We start from the raw sequence: 19823 nt of genomic DNA, 5'->3' as shown, positions 1-19823 counted from the left end.
CGAGTGCCCCGCTCGCTGCGCTCGCAGGGACGGGCGCCCGGCAGGCCGGGCGCTGCGCGCGGGGTCGGGCCGCTGCGCGGCCCTCCGGTTGGGTGCGGTGTGCGTGCCTCTGGCTGGCGGTCTCGGGGTGGCTGGTGTCGGTACGTATGCCGGTCACGAGTCTCCCGCTCAGCGAGATCGTCGAGATCCATCGGATCCTCGACACGCACCACGCCGTCGGCAAGACCGTCGTGGACCTCTCCGACAACCCGCACCTGCCCCAGGAGGCGTGACCAGATGTCCACGACGCAGACGCCGACGCTGACGCTGATCGGCCCCGGTCGGCACGGCACAGCGATCGCAGGCCTGTTCGCCTCCCACGGCGTGAACATCAGCCTGTTCCACTACAAGCCGGCGAAGGCTGAGGCCGCCGCCCGGCGACTCCGACCGATCGCGCGGAATGCCCGCATCGACATAGCGACATCCCTGGAGGAAGCCGCCCAGGCATCCCCGTTCCTTGCCCTCACCACCCTCTGGGGCGCCCCGCAGCAGGCGGTGGTCTCTGCACTCGGGGACCTCCTGGACGGCAAGATCCTGATCGACGTCGCCAACCCGCTGGACGTCACGCCCACGGGCGTGCAGCTGCGGCGACCCGTGGAAGGGTCTGCGGGGCAGTACCTGGCGTCGCTCCTTCCGGCGAACGTGGGACACGTGAAGGCGTTCTCGAACCTCGCCACCGCCGCGGTCGCGAGCTCCGCGATCGCCGAGGCGAGCCCGAAGGCGGTCCTGCCGTACCTGGCCGACTCGGCGGAGACATCCGCGCAGGTCCGCCCGCTGCTGGCGCAGACCGGCTGGCAGCCCCGCTACGTCGGCACGCTCCGCAGCGCCCGCGACCTCGAGATCACCGGCACCTACAACCAGGTGTCCGGCCGGCTCGGACGCAACGTTCTCGACGTCGACGAGTTCACCGCCCGGTTCGGCCCCGAGCAGACGCCGGACGCCTGACGGCCGCGTGAGCCATCCGGCACACCGGGCGAAGCGGCGCCGAATCCCGGTCAGTCCCGTCGTGCAGGCGGGCTGAAGGCGTGCTCTGTCTTGATGGATGCCGTCGAATCGGACGCGAAGAACGCCAGGACGTCGCGGGCTCGTCGCGGGTCGGATGAGGTGGTCGCGACGGCGCCCGAGAACACGGTCTCGATGGCGCAGTCCGAAGGCAGGACACCGAGGATGCGCACCCCGGGTTGACCGACGAGCTCGCTGAGCTGCTGGAAGCCGAGGTCGACCTGGCCGTCGGCGAGCAGCCGGGCGACCGGGATGCCGGGTCGCGCCTGCACGAGACGATCGCCCACCTGGCCGGTGAGGCCCCAGTCGTCGATCGTGCGGACGAGCGCCGTGCCGCTCGGGCCGGTGGAGTAGCCGATGCGAGCGGCGGCGCGCAGGGCCTCGCGGACCCCGCGGGCGTCCGCGAACGCCGCCGTGTCGGGGCGGGCGGCGGGCGAGGGCGTGCCCGAGGGAACCGCGACCGCGACGCGCGAGAGCATGAGCGGTGTGACCGTCGCCGCGTCCACGTGGCCGTCTCCGGAGAGCCGGTCCAGAGCGTCGGCGGCGAGGAACACCAGATCGAGCTGCTCACCCCCGGCCACGCGCTGGGCGGCGTCCACTCCGCCGACGGACTCGATCTCGACGAGGGGCAACCCCCTGTCCGCTGCCGCCGTGGCCAGGTCGGCGAGGACCTGACGCGTCGCCATGGAGGAGATGGCTCTCACACGGCCGCCTCGAACGACTCGGCGTCGACCTCGCTCGTCCCGGTGGCGTTGTAGCGCGGCCCCGACACCGTGGCGGTGTCGATCAGCTCGCCCGCGCGCACGAGCACCGCGGGATCGACGACCGTGCCGAGAGAGCGCTGGTTCTCGCGCACGTGGTGCGCATCCGTGCTCCCGGGGATCGGCACGACGTGATCGCCGCGGGAGAGCAGCCACGCCAAGGCCAGCTGTGCCGGCGTGCGGCCGGCCTCGGCGGCGAGGGCTCGCCACGCGGGCAGCAACGCGGCGTTGGCGGCCCAGTGCTCCGGCTGGAAGCGCGGCATCGCGCGGCGGATGTCCTTCGGCGGCAACTGCTCCGGGTCGGTGATGGAGTCGGCGAGGTACCCGCGTCCGACCGGTGAGAACGCGACCAGCGCCACCCCGGCGTCACGGGTGGCGTCGAGGATGCCGAGCTCGGGATTGCGACTCCAGAGCGAGTACTCGTTCTGCACCGCGGCGATGGGCGCCGCCGCGAGCGCCTCCCGGAGACGGTCCACCGACACCTCCGACAGCCCGATGGCGCCGATCTTTCCCGCCGCCACCATCTCGGCCAGCGCCCCGACGCTCTCGGCGATCGGCACCTTCTTGTCCCACCGGTGCAGGTAGTAGAGATCGATGTGTTCGACGCCGAGCCGCCGCAGCGAGGCGTCGACCTGTGCGCGCAGCGTCTCGGGGCGCCCGTCGATGACCTTCACGCCGTCGACGAGCGCCATGCCGCCCTTGCTGGCCAGCACGACCTCGTCCCGACGCCCCGCGATCGCGCGCCCGACGAGCTCCTCGTTGCGGCCGCCGCCGTACAGCGTGGCGGTGTCGAGCAGCTGGACGCCGTCGTCGAGCGCGGAACGCACGAGCGCCACTCCGTCCTCGAGAGACGGAGGGGTGCCGTAGGCATGGCTGAGGGACATGCACCCGAGCCCCATGCGGGGAAGCCTCACGCGAGCTGCTCCTCGAGCGCGCCGAGCACGCGGTAGCAGTCGATGACCTGGCGGATCGACGAGTTCGGCTCGCGGCCCTCGCGGATCGCGCCGACGAACTCCCGGTCCTGCAGCTCGATGCCGTTGAGGCTGACGGCGACCTGCGAGACGTCGATCTGCTCGTCACGACCGTTGTAGAGGTCGTCGTAGCGCGCGATGTAGGTCTCGGTGTCGCCGATGTAGCGGAAGAACGTGCCGAACGGTCCGTTGTTGTTGAACGACAGCGACAGCGTGCAGATCGCGCCGGTCTCGCTCTTGAGCTGGATCGACATGTCCATCGCGATGCCGAGGTCGGGGTGGATCGGGCCCTGGATGGCGTTGGCCTGCACGATCCGACCCGCCTGGTAGGCGAACAGGTCGACCGTGTGTGCCGCATGGTGCCACAGCAGATGGTCGGTCCACGACCGCGCCTCGCCTTTCGCGTTCGTGTTCGTGCGGCGGAAGAAGTACGTCTGCACGTCCATCTGCTGCACCGCGAACTCGCCGGCCGCGATCCGGTTGTGCACCAGCTGATGCGACGGGTTGAACCGCCGCGTGTGCCCGACCATGGCGACCCGGTCGGAGGCGGATGCCGCGGCCAGGGTGGCCTCGGCATCCGCCAGCGAATCGGCGAGCGGGATCTCGACCTGCACGTGCTTGCCCGCGGCGAGCACCGCCTGCGTCTGATCCGCGTGCTGCTGCGTCGGCGTCGCGAGGATCACCGCGTCGACGTCGTCTCGCTCGAGCACGGCGTCGAGACCGAGCACGGCATTCGGCACGCCGTACTTCTCGGCCACCGACTCCGTGGGCTCGGGCCTGGTGCCGCTGACGACGGTCACCTCGGCGTCGGGGATGTTCGCGAGGCCGTCGAGGTGCTTCATGCCGAAGGCGCCGGCGGCGCCGACGACGGCGACGCGAACCTTGTCACTCATGCGTGGACTTCCTCCAGGGGGAGGCTCACACTCTCGGACTCGACGGGCCGCGGCGCGACGGGGTTGGTGACGACCAGGTGGCCGACGGCGGTGTTGGACGCCGGGACGTGGTAGAACCGGTGGTTCACCTCGGGCGCCCCGCCGCCGAACTGGTCGTCCATCGCCCCACGGGCGATGAGCCAGTCCACCAGCTCGATGCCCTCGGATCCGGCCTCGTCGACGTACTCCATGTGCGACCATTCGGTGAGGCCCAGCGGGTCGGCGATCAGGTGGTCGAGGAACGCGTTGTCCCACTCCTCGTTGATCAGTCCCGCGCGCGGGCCCTGCAGCTGGTGGCTCATCCCCCCGGTGCCCCAGATCTGCACGTTGAGCTCGGGACCGTCCCACTTGTCCAGCGCGCGACGGATCGCCTTGCCCAACTCGTAGCACCGACGCCCGGACGGAACCGGGTACTGCACGACGTTCACCGGAAGCGGGATGACCCGGCACGGCCACTCCTCGACGTCGCCGAACACCAGCGACAGCGGCACGGTCAGGCCGTGGTCGACGACCATCTCGTTGACGAGGGTGAGGTCGAAATCGTCCTGGATGACCGACTGGGCGATGTGCGCGGCGAGCTCGGGATACCCCTTCACGTCGGGCACCGGGCGCGGGCCGTAACCCTCGTCGGCGACGGGATAGTGCGCGCCCGTGCCCAGGACGAAGGTCGGGATGATGTTCGAGTCGAACGCCGTGGCGTGGTCGTTGTACACCAGGATGATGACGTCGGGCGTGTTCTCCTTGGCCCACTTCCGGGTCCACTGGTACCCGTCGAAGACCTTCTTCCAGTACGGCTCCTCGGTCTTGCCCAGGTCCATCGCGGCGCCGATCGCCGGCACGTGCGACGTGAACAGCGCCGACGTGAACTTCGCGGGGGCGTCCGGGCGCATCACCTCGGACTTCTCGTTCGAGGGCGGGGTCCACCCGTCGAGATCCTTCAGGCGCACGCCCTCGGGACGTCGGCCACCTCCGACCATCATGTCGCGGTACGCCGCCTCCGACATCCCGGTCATCGAGCCGGCCATCTGCTGGAAGCTCAGACCGTGCGTGGCGCCGATCTTGCTCAGGAAGTAGATGTTGCCGCCCTCGGCGATGCAGGTGTTCAGGTCGAGATCGAGCACCGCCTGACGCTGCACCGGGGTGAGGGGCCATTCGTCGAGGTACGCCTCGCGGTCGGCGAGGTAGCGCTCGCGGTTCTCGGGCTTCATGAGAGACATCGAGAACTGGTTGAGGTGGTAGCCCTTGCGGGCCTGCTCGGCATCGAAGATGGTCGTGCCGGGGATGTCCTTGTACGGCTTGTCGAGTGCCATGGTCATTCTCCTTCGGGCCAGTACAGCCGCGACGGGTTGTCGACGAGCAGCCTCTGCTGCAGTTCGGGGGTCGTCGCGATCTGTGGGATGTAGTCGACCAGCAGCCCGTCGTCAGGCATGTGGTCCTTGAGGTTGGGGTGGGGCCAGTCGGTGCCCCACAGCACGCGATCGGGGAACTCCTCGACCACGCGACGGGCGAACGGCACGACATCCGTATAGGCGTGCTGCTCGCCATTCAGCGCGCGCGGACCGGTGGCGCTGAGCCGCTCGGGGCACGACACCTTCGTCCACACGTTGGGGTTCTCGCGCATGAAGCGCAGGAACAGCTCGAACTCCGGACCCTCCGGGTCCTTCGTCACATCCGGACGCCCCATGTGGTCGACCACGACGTCCGTCGGGATCGCCGAGAAGAAGTCGTAGAGGTCGGGAAGGTCCTCGGCCTCGAAGTAGATGACGACATGCCACCCGAGGGGGGCGATCTTCTCCACGATCGCGTCGAGCGAGTCGGTCGGCACCCGGTCGACGAGGCGTTTGACGAAGTTGAACCGCACGCCGCGCACACCGGCCTCGTGCAGCTCGGCGAGCTCCTCGTCGGTCACGTCGCGACGAACCGTCGCGACCCCGCGGGCACGCCCCTTGCTGCGGCGCAGCGCGTCGACGAGCGCCCGGTTGTCGGCGCCGTGGCAGGTCGCCTGCACGATGACGTTCCGGTCGAAGCCGAGCTGGTCGCGCAGCGCGAACAGCTGCGCGGCCGACGCGTCGCACGGCGTGTACTTGCGCTCGGGGGCGTAGGGGAACTCCGCGCCGGGGCCGAACACGTGGCAGTGCGCGTCGACAGCGCCGGCGGGGAGCCGGAACGTCGGGGTCGTCGGGCCGTCGTACCAGTCCAGCCAACCGGGCGTCTTCTCGAAGCCGCCGCTGGTGTCGCCGTGCGCGATCGCCTGTGCGTGAGCCATCGTCAATCCTCCACGTACTCGAGGCCCGCGGCCGCCAGCGGCTCCCGCATGCCGTAGATGTCGAGACCGAGCACGCCCTCGCGGAACTTCTGGCGCTTGGCCTCCTCGTTGTCCTCGCGCTTCTGCGAGGCGTCGGCGACGGCGCCGACGAGCTCGCGGGGGACGACCACGACGCCGTCGACATCCGCGACCACCACGTCGCCGGGGTTCACCACGGCGTTCGCCACGACCACGGGGATGTTGACCGAGCCCAGCGTCGCCTTGACGGTGCCCTTCGCGCTGATGGCGCGGGAGAAGACCGGGAAGCCCATCTTCTCGAGGTCGGCGACGTCGCGGACGCCCCCGTCGATGACCAGGCCCTTGCAGCCCCGGGCGGTGAGGGAGGTGGCGAGCAGCTCGCCGAAGAAGCCGTCCTCGCTCTCCGTGGTGCAGCCGGCGACGATGACGTCGCCCTCCTGCACCTGCTCGGCGGCGACGTGGAACATCCAGTTGTCGCCGGGCTGCAGGAGCACCGTGACGGCCGGGCCGCACAGCGTCGCCCCGCTGTACGCCGGGCGGATGTACGGCCGCAGCAGGCCGACCCGGCCCATCGCCTCGTGGATCGTGGCGACCCCGAACCGCGAGAGCCGCGCGACGTCGGCGGAGTCGGGCCGCTCGATGCGCGTGCGGACGATGCCGAGGTCGTTCAGTCGCTGAGTCATCGGGTTCTCCAGGGTGAGGTCACAGGCCGCGGGCTCGCAGGGCGCGGTCCAGGCGCGGGTACACGCGGCGGGCGTTGCCTTCGAAGACCTGTCCGCGTCGTTCGTCGGTGAGGTTCCCGGTCGCATCCACGTATCGCTTCGTGTCGTCGAAGTAGTGGCCCGTGCGCGGGTCGACGTCGCGGACGGCGCCGATCATCTCGCTCGCGAAGAGGATGTTCTCGGTCGGGATGACCCCGGTGAGCAGGTCGATGCCCGGCTGGTGGTACACGCACGTGTCGAAGTACACGTTGCCCAGGAGGTGCTCCTCCAGCTCGGGCTTGCCGAGCGCCATCGCCAGGCCGCGGAAGCGTCCCCAGTGATAGGGCACCGCGCCGCCGCCGTGCGGGATGACGAGCTTCAGGTCGGGGAAGTCGCGGAACAGGTCGCCCTTGAGCAGCTGCATGAATGCCGTCGTGTCGGCACCCAGGTAGTGGTCGCCGGTGGTGTGGAACTGCGGCTTGCACGAGGTGCTCACGTGGATCATCGCGGGCAGCTCGTACTCGACGAGCTTCTCGTAGAGCGGATACCAGCTCTTGTCCGTCAGCAGCGGGGCGGTCCACAGTCCGCCGGACGGGTCGGGGTTGATGTTGACGGTCACGACGCCCAGATCGTTCACCGCCCGGTCGAGTTCGGCGAGGGTCGTCTTCGGGTCGACGCCCGGCGACTGCGGGAGCATCGCGCCCGGGAGGAAACGGTCGGGGAACAGCTGCGACACCCGCGCGACGAGGTCGTTGCAGATGCGCGCCCAGGTCTCGCTGACGGCGAGGTCGCCGAGGTGGTGGGCCATGAACGATGCACGGGGACTGAACACCGTGACATCGCTGCCGCGGTCGTCCATCAGCCGCAACTGGTTCGCCTCGATGGTCTCGCGGATGTCGTCATCGCTGATCCGCAGCGCGGCCGGGTCGGGCGCCTCGCCCGCGCCTTCCGCATACGCGATCTGCAGATCGCGCCACGCTCCCAGCTGCGCGGGGGCCGTGGTGTAGTGGCCATGGATGTCGATGATCAACGTGCGTCCTCGTCACTGTGATCGGGTCGGTGCCGGGTGGTGCGTGCCACGTCGGCAGCGGTGCCGGTGCTGTCACCCTGACTCTAGTTCGCTCTATGGGTATGGTCCAATAGATGTAGGAGCCGAACCGTATAGATGGGATCAATGCGATGTCGCTCACCGATCTCAACCAGTTGCGCACTTTCGTCGTGCTGTACGAGCTGCGCAGTCTGACCGCCGCCGCCGAGCGATTGCACGTCACGCAGCCGACGGTCAGCTACACGCTGAGGAGGTTGCGGCAGCGGTTCGGCGACGACCTGTTCCGCCGCCAGGGGAACGAGATGGTGCCGACCCCGCGTGCCCGGCAGCTGTTCGGACCGCTGCACGAGGCACTGTCGCGCATCGATGCCGTGGTGAGCGCGCCCGACGCCTTCGATCCCGCGAGCTTCGGCGGGGAGCTCTCGCTCGCGCTGACCTCGATCGGCGAGCAGACCTTCCTGCCGCCGATCATGCCGGTGCTCGCGAAGGAGGCGCCGGACCTTCACCTGCAGGTGCGGCGGCTGGACGCGGATCAGGTGGAAGACGGGCTCGTCCGGGGCACCATCGACCTGGCGATCACGGTGTCGTTGCTGGACTCGCCGCGGCTGTGGCGCACACCGGTGCGCGACGTGGAGTACGTGGCGCTGTCCTCGCGTGCCCATCCGCTGCCTCCGACCGCCGCGGACATGTTCGTCGGGCGCCGCTTCGTGCGGGTGTCCTCCCGCGGCGGCCACGTGTACCCGCTCCAGGCGATGATCGAACAGGGACTCATGCCGCAGGTGACGCTGACGGTCGAGGAGTACGCCACCGTGCCCGCGGTGCTCGAGGCGACCGATCTCGTCGTGCTGCTGCCGCGACACGTGGCCGAGGTGTTCTGCGGATGGTTCCCCGGTCTGCGCATCGCCGAGCTGCCGTGGCCGGGCCAGAGCACCCCGGTCGCGCTCTACACGCGACGCGAACTGAGCATGTCTCCCGCGCAGACGTGGTTCCGATCGGTGGTGCTGGATGCGGTGGCCGCCGACGACCACCGGCCGACCTAGCCGTTCTTGCGGTTCCAGCTTGCCTTCGCGGGCGCGAAAGGGCTGCGCACGTGGATCGACCAGTTCGAGTGCGGGTGGACGGAGAGGATCGCCCGTTCGAACCACGACCGGGCCTCGTCCGAGAGCTGCGGCAGCACCACGTCCTTGTCGAGGTCATCCTCCGGCCGCGGCCGCAACGCCTTCCAGACCAGCTGCACCTCGGGCGCACCGGTCGGAATGCCGTCGACCTCGAGCACGGCGCGATCCCACGGCAACTGCAGCCGCGGGTCTCGCCGGTACAGCCAGGCATGTTCCGTCCCATCCTCGACGTTCACCTGAAGCACCCAGGCGCCGGAGCGCTCGTCCTGAATCCGCACCGGCTGCACATCGGCATCGTCGGGCGCGTCGGCCCAGGGGATGACGGCGTCCTCCCCCGCAGGCGCCCAGGCGGTGAAACCGGCAGGCAACGCCCGGACCAGCTGCGGCAGCCCGCCTTGGGTGGTGCTCACGTCCGTGTTCGGCCGTTCGCGGATCGTCCGGCCCAGCCAGTGCTCCAGGGCCACCCCGCCCGACAGCCACCAGCGGGCGCTACCGACCCGAAGGAGCTCAGCGACAGCATGAGGCGTGAGGGGCTCCCAAGCCGTTGCAGCATCCGGAACAGAAACCATGAGCCGAGGCTACCGCCGTCGCGTCAGGCAGGGGACCAACCATCGCCGCAACACCGTCGACGCGAGCCGTGTCATCCTGAGCGCATGGCGAACTCGCCCTCCAGCGACTCGATGATCGACCGCATCGTGCGCGTCCTCGAGACGTTCACAGCTGATCGTTCGGTGCAGTCGGCCAGTCAGATCGGGCGCCGAGCGGCGCTGCCGTCGTCCACCGCGCACCGGATCGTGGACGAGCTGGTCGACGCCGGACTGCTCGGACGCGACGAGGACCGCCGCGTCCACCTGGGAATGCGCTTGTGGGAACTGGCCCTCCGCGGGTCGACCGCGCTACGTCTGCGCCAGGCGGCGCTCCCCTATATGGAGCGCGTGCAGACGCACATCCGCCAGCACACCCAACTCGCCGTTCTCGAACAGGACGAAGCACTGTTCCTCGAACGCCTTTCGCACCCCGACGCCGGTGCGAACATCACACGGATCGCTGGGCGGCTACCGCTGCACGCCTCCTCGTCGGGCCTCGTCCTGCTCGCGCACGCTCCCGCCGATCTCCGCGAACGCGTGCTCGCCCAGCCGTTGCGCGCTCTCGCACCCGAGACGGTGACCGATCCCGGACGTCTACGCCGTCTCCTCGCTGGCGTGCGTCGCGATGGCGTGGCGATCGCGCAAGGTTCGATCGAATCCGTCTCGACCGGCGTGGCCGTGCCGATCCGCGACGCAGGTGAAGTCGTCGCCGCGCTTTCCGTGGTGCTACCACGACAAGCGCCGCACACGGCGGCGATCATCGCTCTGCGAGAAGCCGTGACCGGCATCGAGGCCACGCTGCGGTCCCCCCGATAGTCGGCGTCTCCCGTTCAACGGGAATGCGGCGTTCGACCGTCTGAACCGGGTTCACACTGAGCGAGGCATCCGTTGTCACGTCGAAGGAGACGCCCCAATGTCCACCATCCGCACCCGCGTCGCCATCGTCGGCGCTGGACCCGCCGGACTGCTGCTGTCGCATCTGCTCGCGGCGTCCGGCCTCGAGTCAGTCGTCATCGATCAGCGTTCCCGTGAAGAGATCGAGACCACGATCCGGGCAGGCATCCTCGAACAGGGCACCGTCGAGGTGCTCGACACGCTCGGCGCGTTCAGCCGCGCCCGCACCCTGGGAGACCGCCACGACGGCATCGAGCTCCGCTTCGCCGGCAGCGGACACCGCATCGACTTCGCCGACCTCGTCGGCCGCGGTGTGTGGCTGTACCCGCAGCACGAAGTCCTGAAGGATCTCATCGCCGCGCGGCTCTCCAGTGGCCAAGACCTGCGCTTCGGCGTGACGGCGCATCGTATCGAGGACCCCGCGTCCGACCGCCCACGCGTCATCGCCACCGGCGCAGACGGATCGCCTCTCGAGATCGAGGCCGAGTTCGTCGTCGGCGCCGACGGGTCACGCAGTGTCGTGCGGGAGGCCGTAACCGGTTCCCACACAGGCGGGCACTTCCGCGAGTACCCGTTCGCCTGGTTCGGCATCCTCTGCGAGGCGCCGCCCAGCGCCGACGAGCTCATCTACAGCAACTCCCCCGATGGCTTCGCGCTCATCAGCCAGCGAAGCACCACCGTGCAGCGCATGTACTTCCAATGCGATCCCCGCACCGACCCCAGCACCCTCACCGAGGAGCAACTGTGGGAAGAACTGCAGAAGCGGGTGCCGGGGACGACGCTCAAGGAAGGCCCCGTCTTCCAACGCGACGTGCTGCGATTCCGGAGCTTCGTCGCCCTCGAACTGCTTCGCGGCCGCCTCGCACTCATCGGCGACGCCGCCCATACCGTGCCGCCCACCGGCGCGAAAGGCATGAACCTTGCCGTAGCCGACGTCCTCGTTCTCGAGCGCGCGCTGCGCGCGCTTCTGCTCGAGAGGGACAGCCGCCTCGTCGAGGCCTTCCCCGAGACGGCGCTGCACCGCATCTGGAAGGCCCAGCACTTCTCCTGGTGGATGACCAGCATGCTTCACGTCGCCCCCGATGCAAGGGACTTCGACCGCCTCCGCCAGCTCGGAGAGCTCCAATCCGTCGTCGAGTCCGAAGCCGGCCGCCGCTTCCTCGCCGAGGCATACACCGGCTGGCCCCTCCACACCCTCACCTGAGCCGGCGCTCACGGTTCGGACCAGAGGGTGCGGCACCCGCGGGTCGGCGTCAGTCCAGCCAGCCGGGGACCGCGGGAACCACCGGGTAGTCGATCGCAGGCGCGTCGCCAACGATGGGATCCATGCGGATCCGGCTCAGTCGCATGAAGGCGATGCGCCAGCCGGACTCGGTGAGTCGGTAGAGCTCCTCGTAGTAGCCATATCCCCGCATCCCCCTCTGTTCCGGCACGGTGATCCCCATATACCCTCGTGACCCGCGTGGCCACGTCAGATAGTCGGTCATGGCCCAGCGCCCGCGAGCCGAGAAGTCATCGATCCGCCGAAACTGCGGCATGAACCCGTGATGGACGCTGACGACCTCTTCGGTCATGTTGCGCATCAGGTTCTCCACGAACGTGTCGGGGTCGGGCGCGGCGGCCCACAGTCCTTCGAAGACGCAGTCGTCCACGAAGAGTCCGCGCAGTTCGTCCCACTGCTTCAGGTCGACGTAGTGAAAATAGCGTGCCTTCAGGTCGCGGAGCTCCTCTGCCACGGTGGGGGTGACCGCACGTACTCGGGGCATCGAGAAACCATCCTCGCTCTTCACGGCGCCTGGGTACTTCCTCTACTGCTCGTCGATCTCGAAGTCGACCGAGGCGATCTGCTCCGAGATCGCTCCGGAGAGAGGGAAGAGCGGCAGATGCGCGGGGTGCGTCGCGTAGGCACGGACATCGTCGAGGGTGCGGAAGTCGGCGACGAGTGCATAGTCCCATGCGCGTTCGCTGCGCATCACGTCGGGGCCGTGTGACAGTCGGACCAGGCCGGGAATCTTTCCGAGCAGACCATCGAGCAGGTCGCGCCACTCCTCGAGCACGGCAGGATCATGGTTCGCTGCGAACGAGAAGAACACGACGTGACGGATCATCGTGCCCCGGCTCCGTCGGCAAGGCTCAGGTCGCCGATCGACGCGCCGCTGGCGGTACGCCCGAGAAGGTAGGCCATGGTCATGATCGGACCGAGCGTGGCGCCGGCGCCGGGGTAGCCGGCGGCGAAGGCGTTCTCGGAGGCGTTGCCGACCGCAAACAGGCCGCGTATGGCATCGCCGTCTGCGTCGAGGACCCTTCCGAGGCCGTCGGTGGCGATCCCTCCGCTGGTGCCGAAGCAGCCGTTCACCACGGCGAGAGCGTAGTAGGGGCCTTGCTCGAGCGGTGCGAGGCTGGGATTGGGATACGGGTTCTGTTCGTCTCCCCAGTAGCGGTCGTACGCGCTCGCACCGCGGTGGAAGTCCGGATCCTCCCCACGGGCGGCGTGCTCGTTGAATCGCGCGACCGTCTCGGCCAGCGCCTGGGCGGGAACGTCGATCTTCCCGGCGAGCTCTCCGAGGGTTGCTCCTTCGACGAGCCAGTCGGGAGTCGGCTCCTGGCGTGCATCGACCAATGTCGGAGGCCTCCCGTAGCCTGTAAATGTCACATTCACTAGCCAACGTTCCGGGAGGACACCATGGCCACCACACCGACCACCATCAAGGCGGGCACCCCGCGCGACTTCCTCGGCCTCGTGCCCGCGCTGCTCGGCTTCACCCCGCAGGACTCGCTCGTGCTCGTGCCCTTCGAGGCGTCGCGCACGATCGGGGCGATGCGACTCGACCTCGACGCGGATGCCGCGACGCTCGCGCACACCGGCCTCGGGCTGGTCTGCCGAGTGCCGCGCGTGACCGGGGTAGCCGCCGTGATCTACGCCGCCGAGGACGCCGACAGCACCCGCGATCTCGGCCAGCAGATCGCCGATGTCGCCGACCGGCAGGGACTGCACCTGGTGGACGTGCTCTACGTCGCCAGCGACGGCTACGGCAGCCACCTGACCGGCGAGGCACCGCGCCCCGTCGCCGAGATCGCGACCCCGGACGCGCTGCGCGAGAAGGTCGCAGCATCCCAGACCGCCGGGGCGAGCATCCCCGACGCCGACCCGGCGCGTGCCGCCCGGATCGCGTTCGCGGCCGCGCGGATGGACGACGATGCCCTCGCGGACTTCGTCGCCGTCGCGGAGGACGCCCTGACCGGTGACCCCGCCGACCTCGACACCCGCCAGGCTGCGATCCTGCTCACCGGCATCGGCATCCCGCTGTGGCGTGACGTGGCCCTCATCCAGTGGGCCACCGACCGCGGCAACGGCACCCGTGCCCTGGCCGCGCAGATCGGCCACTCGATCATGGGCGCACCCGTCCCCGAGAGCATCGCCCGCACCCTCTACGGACAGGGCGACCGCCCCGACGCCGACCGGCTGACGGCGGGACTCGCGCTCGTGCGCCACCTTGCCGCCTACGCCGACGACCAGGAGCGCCCCAACCTGCTCGCCGCCGCCGCCTGGCTGTCCTGGGCGCTGGGCCGATCCACTCACGCCACCGTCTACACCGACCGCGCCCTCGCGATCGACCCCGACCACGGCATGAGCCAGATCGTCGCGACCCTCTGCTCGGCAGCCGTGCTCCCGGATTGGGCGTTCGCCCGCTGAGCGTCACCGAGTGCCCGCCGGTCACCCCGGCGGGCACTCGCCCGTGACGCACTCGCGATGTCCCCGCGCGATGTCGGAGGCCACCCGTAGCCTATGAATGTCACATTCACTAGCAATCGTTCCGGGAGGACTCCATGACCGAGACCATCAACAACGTCCACGACATCCGCGCAGCCGTCGAGCGCGCGATCCGCTTCCACGCTCCGCTGCGCGCCGAGTTCGACGAGGGATGGACGACCATCGAGCCGGACGAGCTGCGCCAGGCCTGGGACGACTACAGCCTCAGCGACCCGTTCACCCTCGACCCCGCAATGCCCGCCCTGCTCGCTCGCATCGACGCCGACCACCCGGACGACGACCCCCAGGTGTGGGTGCCCCTCGGCGGGCAGGGCGACCCCGACTATCTGGATGCCGTCGTGGTCACCGAGCGCACCGTCACCAAGTACACCGCGCGCGACGGCCAGATCGAGCAGCCCTACTCGCTCCCCGAGGGCGACCCCCACGGCCTCACGCAGAGCGGCTGGCGGGCCGCGGCGAGCGCAGCGCGCTACGCGATCATCGGCCTCAACGCCGACGCCAGCAACACCGAGTACCTGCGCGGGCAGATCGAGGCGTACCTGACCGCGTTCGGTCACTTCGAGCCGGGGCGCGATGCCGACGCCAAGCGCGAGCGGGTCACCGCCGAGATCACCGCGGCGATCGCCGCCCAGTGACCCACGCCGGGGCGGGCGCGCAGACCGCGCCGCCCGCCCCGCCCAATGTCGGAGGCCACCCGTAGCCTGTGAATGTCACATTCACCGTCGAGAGTCCAAGGAGGACGCCATGACCGACACCACCACCCTCATCACCCGCACCCCCGGCGACACGTTCCGCTTCCGCGGCACCGAGTACGTGCTGATCGACTTCGCCCGCACCAAGGCGAAGATCGCAGCCCTCACCGAACCCGGCAAGGTGTACACCCTCGCCCGCACCGCCACCGTCGAGCCGACCGGGCACAGCGACGACGCACTCGCCGCTGCCCTGCAAGCCACCGCGGCCGCGCTGCCGAGCCTGATCCCCGGAACCCGCGTGCGCATCGTCGCCAACCCGCGCACCACCCGTGACGGGCTGGCCGGAGTCGAGACACTCATCGTCCGCACCAACCCCAAGTCATACACGCTCGCCAACGGCTGGCGCGTCAGCCCTGGGCTGGTCGAAGCCGTCTGACCCCCTCGCCGCCGCCGGGTGCACACCTACCCCGGCGGCGGCGAGCACCACCCACCCGAGGGGAGCCGGCTACACGCCCCTCCCCTCGGCGGGAGCACCTCGAGTTCCATCCCCCGCCCGCGCTCGCCGCAGGCCTTCACCGTCCCCAGGAGGACACAATGACCACCACCGAACCCGCGGCCTCAGCCGCACCCCGCATCCCTGCCGACGACCTGATCGACCGGCTGTGGAGTCTCATGCACGACATCGAGGCAGCCGATTTCCCCGCGCTGCGCATCGTCGAGCTCGACGAGCCGACCGACTACGGCGAGCGCACCGTGCTGTGGTGCCCGCGCTGCGATCAGCACGTCAACGTCGAGGACGGCTACCTGCGCGCGATCGACATGGACGTGCGCTACAACAGCGTCGGCCAGATCAACACCATCGAGCGCACCGTGCCGCAGTACGAGGCAGACCCCGACCCCGGCGACGTGCTCGTGTACCTGCACCAGACCGACGCGCACGGCGAGCACGGCGTGCGTCTCCCCGAGGGCTGGGAAGGCGTCTGGAAGGCGTAGCCGCACCCCTGCGACATGAGCGCCCCGCGCCTCTGCCGGGGCGCTCACGCACGCCACGACCGACCCTCTGCTGCGATGTCCGACCCCACCCGTAGGCTGTGAACGTCACATTCACTAGCAAGCGATCCGGGAGGACGCCATGACCACCTACATCACCTTCGGCCCCGACCACGCCGACCTGCACCCGCACGTCGGTACGGGACTGAACCGCGGCTACGTCGCGATCAGCACCGGCGACCGCGGCCGCGACATCGCCGCGGCGTTCGCGATCCTCGGCGAGCAGTGGGCCTTCGACTACCAGGACGCAGCCGCGCTGGATGCCCGCTACCCGGACGGCGAGATCGCCCGCATCACCCTCATCGACGAGGCGGCGCAGAAGGAGATCGCCGGTCTGATCGAGGACACTTTCGCCGCGGCCGAGGGCGACAGCAACGACGCCGAGATCGAGGCGCTACAGGCCGCACGCGACCGCCTGGCCGCGCTGATCGACTACACCCCCGCCCACGAGCGGGACTGGACGCCGCTCGACGCGGCCTGATGTAGGAACCGCTCAGAGTTGTCCGCGGTGCCAGCCACAGAGCCGGGATCTCCCACCGAAGATGTCCACCGGAGTGCGGCCAGATTCTGTGCTGAGTTGTCCACGACGGCTGCGGCCAGCTTCGTCGAAGCCGTCAGTACTTGATTTCCGCTGGATCTCTGAACGCCACTAGACCTACGAGATTTCCTTCGGGGTCGCGAATGAATGCTTGCCATTCTTCTCGCCCTGCTGGTCCGAGCGCATCTCTGGTGTGAGTGAAGATCGGCCGCCCCGGGGATACGATTTCGACCTCGCCGGCTCGGTCGACGGCTAACTCCAGATCATCGACGCGGAGGTAGAGCAGCGCTGACGGTGCCGCGCTCTCGAGTAGCAAACGGACGCCGTCGAGATCGAAGAACACCAAACCGGGCGGATCGAATCGGGCCACAGGGGCGGAGCCGAGCAGTGCGGAATAGAAGGCTGTGGCGCGTTCCAGATCGACCACGCGCTGGGCTACTTGGACGAGAGACGCCATGCTCATTTGCCGTCGCCGTGCACGTCTCGAATGACGGCGAGGGAGCGATCGAGTAGTTCCCGCAGCGCATCTTGGTCCACCCCCGACAATCGGGGGAGGTAGAGGCACGCGCTACTGGTGCGGTGTGGACCGAGCCGCTCGAGCAGGTCGGGCCACCGCTCGGCAAACCCCTCGACCAGGTAAAGCGTGTGCTTGGACCCGGAAGCGAAGGCGATCTCAGGCGCGATACCCTCTCGCCCGCTGTCGTACGCGTAGCCGTATTGGCCGAACCCGACAATCCGTTCCGCCCACACCACCGGCGGGCGCTGTGCAACGTGCTCGAAGAGCTCGAGGAGTTCGGTTACCTCGCCGCGTCGTGGCCCGGTTGCCCGGTCCAGCGCCTCGTCGACGCTGGTGTCGGAAGGCATCACGAGGCGGTCTCCGTTGCTCGCTGCGATTCGATGTATGCCTTGAGTCGGGCCAGATGGTCGCCGTCCTCCTTCTTTGTGATCGCGGCCACCAGGGGCAGCATCATCCGCCGCAGTCCGCCGGCGGCGAGCTCGCACGTCCACTCGATCCGCGTGCCGGTGCCGGCCGGGTGCAGCCGGTAGACGTAGGTCGCGGTGATGCCCTCCGCCTCGCTGGCGACCGCAAAAGCGGTGGGCGGCTCGAGAGCCACGATCTGCAGCTGCCCCGTCGCCTCCTTGCTCTTCACTCGGCGCGTCTCCTCGATGACGGACCCCACAGCGAGCGGGCCATCCGTCACCTTCACGCTCTTCACGACACCGTCGACGTAGTCGACCGCCCTTGTGGGATCTGCCAGCACTGCGAACACTTCCTGTTGCGATCTGTCGATGTGCTCGGTGAACTCGAAAGCGATCATGGGCCTTCTCCTGGGTGATGGTCGGGGTGGTGATCAAGAGGCACATAGGCGTCTGTCCAGCTGACGCGAACGGCGTCGTTCGCGCGCTGGTCGACGTGATGGATCTCGAAGGGCGGTGCGCAGCGCAACCGCCACCCTTCTGAGGGCATCCATTGCACCCCGATAGCCGCGAAGGTCTTCGCGATCTGCTCTGCACCGCCGGTGTGCCGATGCGCGACGCACACCTGCGCCGGCATCTGGCGGTAGGTGAAGGGGTGGGGTGGATCTATCGGTGCGGCAATGGGGATGCCAGCGTCGAAGCGGATCTGCTCGTTGTCCACCACGTAAGGGTCATCTGGGGTGATGCCCACGAGGAGGTCGGAGGAGTGGGCGATGCCGTGCTCTATCGCGAAGGCCCTCAGCTGCTGCCACGGCTCGACCGATGGGTGCCCGATGCCGAGGCCGTTGTACCCGCGATGACGGAGGACGAGCAGGTGCCGCTCGGGGGTGCTCTCAACCCGTACCGGGACGGCATCGAGGTCATAACGGAGTGTCAGCGGCGTCTCTTCTGCGAAGCCCGCAAACGTCGTGCTCTGCTGCGCCAGGTCCGCGTGCTCGCGGTACGCGCGCAGCATCCTCCGATACTCCGATGGACTGATCTCGAACCGCTGCACGAACGCGCGTGTGAAGGTCTCGGGCGTTGCGAACCCGGATTCCAACCTGGAGTCCCGCGGGGTGGTGGTCTTTCGGGCCCGCGGCGTCGTGACCGCGACGGGGTGAGCCATCGTGCGATGGTCAGTGAGAACGACCAAGAACTCACACAGAAAGACGACACCGCACGATGGCTCTTGACCAGTCTGCCCTCCTCGAGCTGCTCGGGGAACTGAAGCTCACCGGCACCACCGACCGCATCCGAGCCGCGACCGAGCGGCTCTACCAGGAGCTGATCGACGCGGAGACAGCCGCATTCATCGGCGCCGCCCCCTACGAGCGCACGAGCGAGCGCACGACTACCCGCAACGGTTCCCGGCCGCGGGTGCTGTCGACCACGGCTGGGGATCTGGAGTTGCGGATCCCGAAGTTGCGGCAGGGGTCGTTCTTCCCGTCGCTGCTGGAGCGGCGCCGCCGGGTCGACCAAGCCTTGTTCGCGGTCGTGATGGAGGCCTACCTCCACGGCGTCTCAACCCGGAAGGTCGATGACCTCGTCAAAGCGCTCGGCGCTGACACTGGCATCTCGAAGTCCGAGGTGTCCCGCATCTGCCAAGGGCTCGACGCCGAGGTCGCATCGTTCCGCGACCGCTCGCTGTCTGACATCGCCTACCCCTACGTGTTCCTCGACGCGACCTACTGCAAGGTCCGCATCGACCACCGTGTCGTGTCCCAGGCGGTCGTCGTCGCGATCGGCGTCGCCGCTGACGGGCGGCGGGTCGTGCTGGGCTTCGATGTCGGAGACAGCGAGACCGAGGAGTTCTGGAAGCAGTTCCTGCGCTCGTTGAAGACACGAGGTCTGGGCGGGGTGAAGCTGGTGATCTCCGACGCCCACGCCGGACTGAAGAAGGCCGCAGCGACCGTGTTGCAGGGCGCCGCCTGGCAGCGCTGCCGCGTCCACTTCATGCGCAACGTCCTGACCGCCCTCCCGAAGGGCCGGCAGGAGATGGTCGCCAGCGTGATCCGCACGATCTTCGCCCAACCCGACGCCGAGCACATCGATGCCCAGTTCGACGAAGTCGTGCGCATGATCGAGCGCGTCCACCCCAAGACCGCCGTGATGCTCACCGACGCCCGTGACGACATCCTCGCGTTCAAAGCGTTCCCCGCCCGGCATTGGCGACAGATCTGGTCCACGAACCCGCTGGAACGCCTCAATCGGGAGATCAAGCGCCGCACCGACGTCGTTGGCGTGTTCCCGAACAACGCCGCCCTGCTCCGCCTGGCCGGCTCCGTCCTCGTCGAGCAACACGACGAATGGGAAGCCGCCGACCGCCGCTACTTCTCCGAAGCCTCCATGACCGAGCTCACCGCGACCACCCCCACCATCGACGAGGCGGTGATACTCCCCGAGATCACCGCCGCCTAAACTAACGACAGCTGATCATCGCAACGAAGCGAAAGACCACCACTCAAACGGACGCGGCC

The 19823-nt window shown here is 68.9% G+C and carries 26 protein-coding genes; 11 read left to right on the top strand and 15 right to left on the bottom strand.

Annotated features, from left to right (window positions below):
* Together QQZ13_RS06900 and QQZ13_RS06895 are read left to right on the top strand one after the other, a co-directional pair.
* Positions 1-272 (top strand): hypothetical protein (locus QQZ13_RS06900; protein WP_284528302.1); only part of this gene is annotated, 272 nt, incomplete at its 5' end.
* 4 nt (positions 273-276) lie between these two features.
* Positions 277-984 carry an NADPH-dependent F420 reductase gene (locus QQZ13_RS06895; RefSeq protein WP_005052154.1) on the top strand — a complete coding sequence of 236 codons (708 nt, stop codon included), beginning with the start codon at positions 277-279 and terminating at the stop codon, positions 982-984.
* Between the two features lie 50 nt (positions 985-1034).
* Here QQZ13_RS06895 and QQZ13_RS06890 read toward each other — a convergent pair whose 3' ends face one another.
* Genes QQZ13_RS06890 through QQZ13_RS06860 form a run of 7 tightly spaced genes read right to left on the bottom strand, consistent with a single transcriptional unit; the run spans position 1035 to position 7720 of the window.
* On the bottom strand, positions 1035-1745 hold the full coding sequence (locus tag QQZ13_RS06890; protein WP_005052156.1) for a substrate-binding domain-containing protein: 711 nt from the start codon (positions 1743-1745) through the stop codon (positions 1035-1037).
* Positions 1742-2701, bottom strand: coding sequence for an aldo/keto reductase (locus QQZ13_RS06885; RefSeq protein WP_052323122.1), 960 nt, complete (start codon positions 2699-2701; stop codon positions 1742-1744). The genes QQZ13_RS06890 and QQZ13_RS06885 overlap by 4 nt, the downstream gene beginning before the upstream one ends.
* 11 nt (positions 2702-2712) lie before the next feature.
* On the bottom strand, positions 2713-3666 hold the full coding sequence (locus QQZ13_RS06880; RefSeq protein WP_005052163.1) for a Gfo/Idh/MocA family oxidoreductase: 954 nt from the start codon (positions 3664-3666) through the stop codon (positions 2713-2715).
* Positions 3663-5015, bottom strand: a complete 1353-nt coding sequence (locus QQZ13_RS06875; RefSeq protein ID WP_005052165.1) for a protocatechuate 4,5-dioxygenase subunit alpha/beta — start codon at positions 5013-5015, stop codon at positions 3663-3665. The genes QQZ13_RS06880 and QQZ13_RS06875 overlap by 4 nt, the downstream gene beginning before the upstream one ends.
* 2 nt (positions 5016-5017) lie before the next feature.
* The gene (locus tag QQZ13_RS06870; protein WP_005052167.1) at positions 5018-5971 is read right to left on the bottom strand and encodes an amidohydrolase family protein; all 954 of its coding nucleotides are present in this window, start codon (positions 5969-5971) and stop codon (positions 5018-5020) included.
* A gap of 2 nt (positions 5972-5973) precedes the next feature.
* Positions 5974-6672, bottom strand: coding sequence for a 4-carboxy-4-hydroxy-2-oxoadipate aldolase/oxaloacetate decarboxylase (ligK, locus tag QQZ13_RS06865; RefSeq protein ID WP_005052171.1), 699 nt, complete (start codon positions 6670-6672; stop codon positions 5974-5976).
* Between the two features lie 19 nt (positions 6673-6691).
* Entirely contained in the window at positions 6692-7720 is a 1029-nt protein-coding gene (locus QQZ13_RS06860) for an amidohydrolase family protein (RefSeq protein WP_005052173.1), read from the bottom strand.
* A 149-nt stretch (positions 7721-7869) separates the two neighbouring features.
* Here QQZ13_RS06860 and QQZ13_RS06855 point away from each other — a divergent pair, with 149 nt between their 5' ends.
* Positions 7870-8778, top strand: coding sequence for a LysR family transcriptional regulator (locus tag QQZ13_RS06855; protein WP_005052175.1), 909 nt, complete (start codon positions 7870-7872; stop codon positions 8776-8778).
* On the opposite strand, the gene QQZ13_RS06850 is transcribed toward QQZ13_RS06855, so the two are convergent.
* Positions 8775-9425, bottom strand: a complete 651-nt coding sequence (locus QQZ13_RS06850; RefSeq protein WP_005052177.1) for a hypothetical protein — start codon at positions 9423-9425, stop codon at positions 8775-8777. The genes QQZ13_RS06855 and QQZ13_RS06850 overlap by 4 nt on opposite strands.
* A gap of 84 nt (positions 9426-9509) precedes the next feature.
* Between QQZ13_RS06850 and QQZ13_RS06845 the strand changes: the two genes are divergently transcribed.
* Positions 9510-10259, top strand: coding sequence for an IclR family transcriptional regulator (locus QQZ13_RS06845; protein ID WP_005052180.1), 750 nt, complete (start codon positions 9510-9512; stop codon positions 10257-10259).
* A 97-nt stretch (positions 10260-10356) separates the two neighbouring features.
* Entirely contained in the window at positions 10357-11541 is a 1185-nt protein-coding gene (locus tag QQZ13_RS06840; RefSeq protein ID WP_005052183.1) for a 4-hydroxybenzoate 3-monooxygenase, read from the top strand.
* A 49-nt stretch (positions 11542-11590) separates the two neighbouring features.
* On the opposite strand, the gene QQZ13_RS06835 is transcribed toward QQZ13_RS06840, so the two are convergent.
* From QQZ13_RS06835 to QQZ13_RS06825, 3 genes are read right to left on the bottom strand one after another with little or no spacing between them, the layout of a single operon-like run.
* Positions 11591-12127, bottom strand: coding sequence for a nuclear transport factor 2 family protein (locus QQZ13_RS06835; protein WP_052323124.1), 537 nt, complete (start codon positions 12125-12127; stop codon positions 11591-11593).
* Between the two features lie 18 nt (positions 12128-12145).
* Positions 12146-12445: a Dabb family protein gene (locus QQZ13_RS06830; protein WP_005052188.1), complete on the bottom strand. Its 300-nt coding sequence runs from the start codon at positions 12443-12445 to the stop codon at positions 12146-12148.
* Positions 12442-12957, bottom strand: coding sequence for an FAD-binding protein (locus QQZ13_RS06825; protein WP_005052190.1), 516 nt, complete (start codon positions 12955-12957; stop codon positions 12442-12444). The genes QQZ13_RS06830 and QQZ13_RS06825 overlap by 4 nt, the downstream gene beginning before the upstream one ends.
* Positions 12958-13020: 63 nt before the next feature.
* On the opposite strand from QQZ13_RS06825, the gene QQZ13_RS06820 reads away from it, so the two are divergent.
* The 5 genes from QQZ13_RS06820 (at position 13021) to QQZ13_RS06800 (ending at position 16332) form a co-directional block, all read left to right on the top strand.
* Positions 13021-14031 carry a DUF4192 family protein gene (locus QQZ13_RS06820; protein ID WP_062637444.1) on the top strand — a complete coding sequence of 337 codons (1011 nt, stop codon included), beginning with the start codon at positions 13021-13023 and terminating at the stop codon, positions 14029-14031.
* A gap of 134 nt (positions 14032-14165) precedes the next feature.
* Entirely contained in the window at positions 14166-14744 is a 579-nt protein-coding gene (locus QQZ13_RS06815) for a hypothetical protein (protein ID WP_005052196.1), read from the top strand.
* A 109-nt stretch (positions 14745-14853) separates the two neighbouring features.
* Positions 14854-15237 (top strand): hypothetical protein, encoded by a 384-nt coding sequence (locus tag QQZ13_RS06810; protein WP_005052841.1) that lies wholly within the window; start codon positions 14854-14856, stop codon positions 15235-15237.
* Positions 15238-15395: 158 nt separating this feature from the next.
* Positions 15396-15794 (top strand): hypothetical protein, encoded by a 399-nt coding sequence (locus QQZ13_RS06805; protein ID WP_062637442.1) that lies wholly within the window; start codon positions 15396-15398, stop codon positions 15792-15794.
* Between the two features lie 139 nt (positions 15795-15933).
* Positions 15934-16332, top strand: coding sequence for a hypothetical protein (locus tag QQZ13_RS06800; protein ID WP_062637441.1), 399 nt, complete (start codon positions 15934-15936; stop codon positions 16330-16332).
* Positions 16333-16465: 133 nt separating this feature from the next.
* On the opposite strand, the gene QQZ13_RS06795 is transcribed toward QQZ13_RS06800, so the two are convergent.
* From QQZ13_RS06795 to QQZ13_RS06780, 4 genes are read right to left on the bottom strand one after another with little or no spacing between them, the layout of a single operon-like run.
* Entirely contained in the window at positions 16466-16846 is a 381-nt protein-coding gene (locus QQZ13_RS06795; protein WP_085603663.1) for a VOC family protein, read from the bottom strand.
* Between the two features lie 2 nt (positions 16847-16848).
* On the bottom strand, positions 16849-17253 hold the full coding sequence (locus QQZ13_RS06790; RefSeq protein WP_062637438.1) for a DUF1801 domain-containing protein: 405 nt from the start codon (positions 17251-17253) through the stop codon (positions 16849-16851).
* A complete protein-coding gene (locus QQZ13_RS06785) occupies positions 17253-17708 on the bottom strand; it encodes an SRPBCC family protein (protein ID WP_054687628.1) in 456 nt (151 codons plus the stop codon). The genes QQZ13_RS06790 and QQZ13_RS06785 overlap by 1 nt, the downstream gene beginning before the upstream one ends.
* Positions 17705-18472 (bottom strand): GyrI-like domain-containing protein, encoded by a 768-nt coding sequence (locus tag QQZ13_RS06780; RefSeq protein WP_067121902.1) that lies wholly within the window; start codon positions 18470-18472, stop codon positions 17705-17707. The genes QQZ13_RS06785 and QQZ13_RS06780 overlap by 4 nt, the downstream gene beginning before the upstream one ends.
* Before the next feature lie 56 nt (positions 18473-18528).
* Here QQZ13_RS06780 and QQZ13_RS06775 point away from each other — a divergent pair, with 56 nt between their 5' ends.
* Positions 18529-19764, top strand: coding sequence for an IS256 family transposase (locus QQZ13_RS06775; RefSeq protein WP_046746337.1), 1236 nt, complete (start codon positions 18529-18531; stop codon positions 19762-19764).
* The last annotated feature ends 59 nt before the right edge of the window (positions 19765-19823 follow it).

Origin of the sequence: Microbacterium sp. T2.11-28 (genome assembly GCF_950097975.1) — a bacterium.
Taxonomy (GTDB): domain Bacteria; phylum Actinomycetota; class Actinomycetes; order Actinomycetales; family Microbacteriaceae; genus Microbacterium.
The sequence above is the reverse complement of the archived record's forward strand: the minus strand, read 5'-3'. Positions and strand labels throughout refer to the sequence as shown.

Excerpts from the sequence above, each read along its gene's own strand:
- QQZ13_RS06895 (WP_005052154.1), top strand. The coding sequence starts at position 277 with ATGTCCACGACGCAGACGCCGACGCTGACGCTGATCGGCCCCGGTCGG.
- QQZ13_RS06885 (WP_052323122.1), bottom strand. The coding sequence starts at position 2,701 with ATGGGGCTCGGGTGCATGTCCCTCAGCCATGCCTACGGCACCCCTCCG.
- QQZ13_RS06880 (WP_005052163.1), bottom strand. The coding sequence starts at position 3,666 with ATGAGTGACAAGGTTCGCGTCGCCGTCGTCGGCGCCGCCGGCGCCTTC.
- QQZ13_RS06875 (WP_005052165.1), bottom strand. The coding sequence starts at position 5,015 with ATGGCACTCGACAAGCCGTACAAGGACATCCCCGGCACGACCATCTTC.
- QQZ13_RS06870 (WP_005052167.1), bottom strand. The coding sequence starts at position 5,971 with ATGGCTCACGCACAGGCGATCGCGCACGGCGACACCAGCGGCGGCTTC.
- ligK (WP_005052171.1), bottom strand. The coding sequence starts at position 6,672 with ATGACTCAGCGACTGAACGACCTCGGCATCGTCCGCACGCGCATCGAG.
- QQZ13_RS06855 (WP_005052175.1), top strand. The coding sequence starts at position 7,870 with ATGTCGCTCACCGATCTCAACCAGTTGCGCACTTTCGTCGTGCTGTAC.
- QQZ13_RS06850 (WP_005052177.1), bottom strand. The coding sequence starts at position 9,425 with ATGGTTTCTGTTCCGGATGCTGCAACGGCTTGGGAGCCCCTCACGCCT.
- QQZ13_RS06845 (WP_005052180.1), top strand. The coding sequence starts at position 9,510 with ATGGCGAACTCGCCCTCCAGCGACTCGATGATCGACCGCATCGTGCGC.
- QQZ13_RS06840 (WP_005052183.1), top strand. The coding sequence starts at position 10,357 with ATGTCCACCATCCGCACCCGCGTCGCCATCGTCGGCGCTGGACCCGCC.
- QQZ13_RS06830 (WP_005052188.1), bottom strand. The coding sequence starts at position 12,445 with ATGATCCGTCACGTCGTGTTCTTCTCGTTCGCAGCGAACCATGATCCT.
- QQZ13_RS06820 (WP_062637444.1), top strand. The coding sequence starts at position 13,021 with ATGGCCACCACACCGACCACCATCAAGGCGGGCACCCCGCGCGACTTC.
- QQZ13_RS06815 (WP_005052196.1), top strand. The coding sequence starts at position 14,166 with ATGACCGAGACCATCAACAACGTCCACGACATCCGCGCAGCCGTCGAG.
- QQZ13_RS06810 (WP_005052841.1), top strand. The coding sequence starts at position 14,854 with ATGACCGACACCACCACCCTCATCACCCGCACCCCCGGCGACACGTTC.
- QQZ13_RS06805 (WP_062637442.1), top strand. The coding sequence starts at position 15,396 with ATGACCACCACCGAACCCGCGGCCTCAGCCGCACCCCGCATCCCTGCC.
- QQZ13_RS06800 (WP_062637441.1), top strand. The coding sequence starts at position 15,934 with ATGACCACCTACATCACCTTCGGCCCCGACCACGCCGACCTGCACCCG.
- QQZ13_RS06795 (WP_085603663.1), bottom strand. The coding sequence starts at position 16,846 with ATGGCGTCTCTCGTCCAAGTAGCCCAGCGCGTGGTCGATCTGGAACGC.
- QQZ13_RS06790 (WP_062637438.1), bottom strand. The coding sequence starts at position 17,253 with ATGCCTTCCGACACCAGCGTCGACGAGGCGCTGGACCGGGCAACCGGG.
- QQZ13_RS06785 (WP_054687628.1), bottom strand. The coding sequence starts at position 17,708 with ATGATCGCTTTCGAGTTCACCGAGCACATCGACAGATCGCAACAGGAA.
- QQZ13_RS06780 (WP_067121902.1), bottom strand. The coding sequence starts at position 18,472 with ATGGCTCACCCCGTCGCGGTCACGACGCCGCGGGCCCGAAAGACCACC.
- QQZ13_RS06775 (WP_046746337.1), top strand. The coding sequence starts at position 18,529 with ATGGCTCTTGACCAGTCTGCCCTCCTCGAGCTGCTCGGGGAACTGAAG.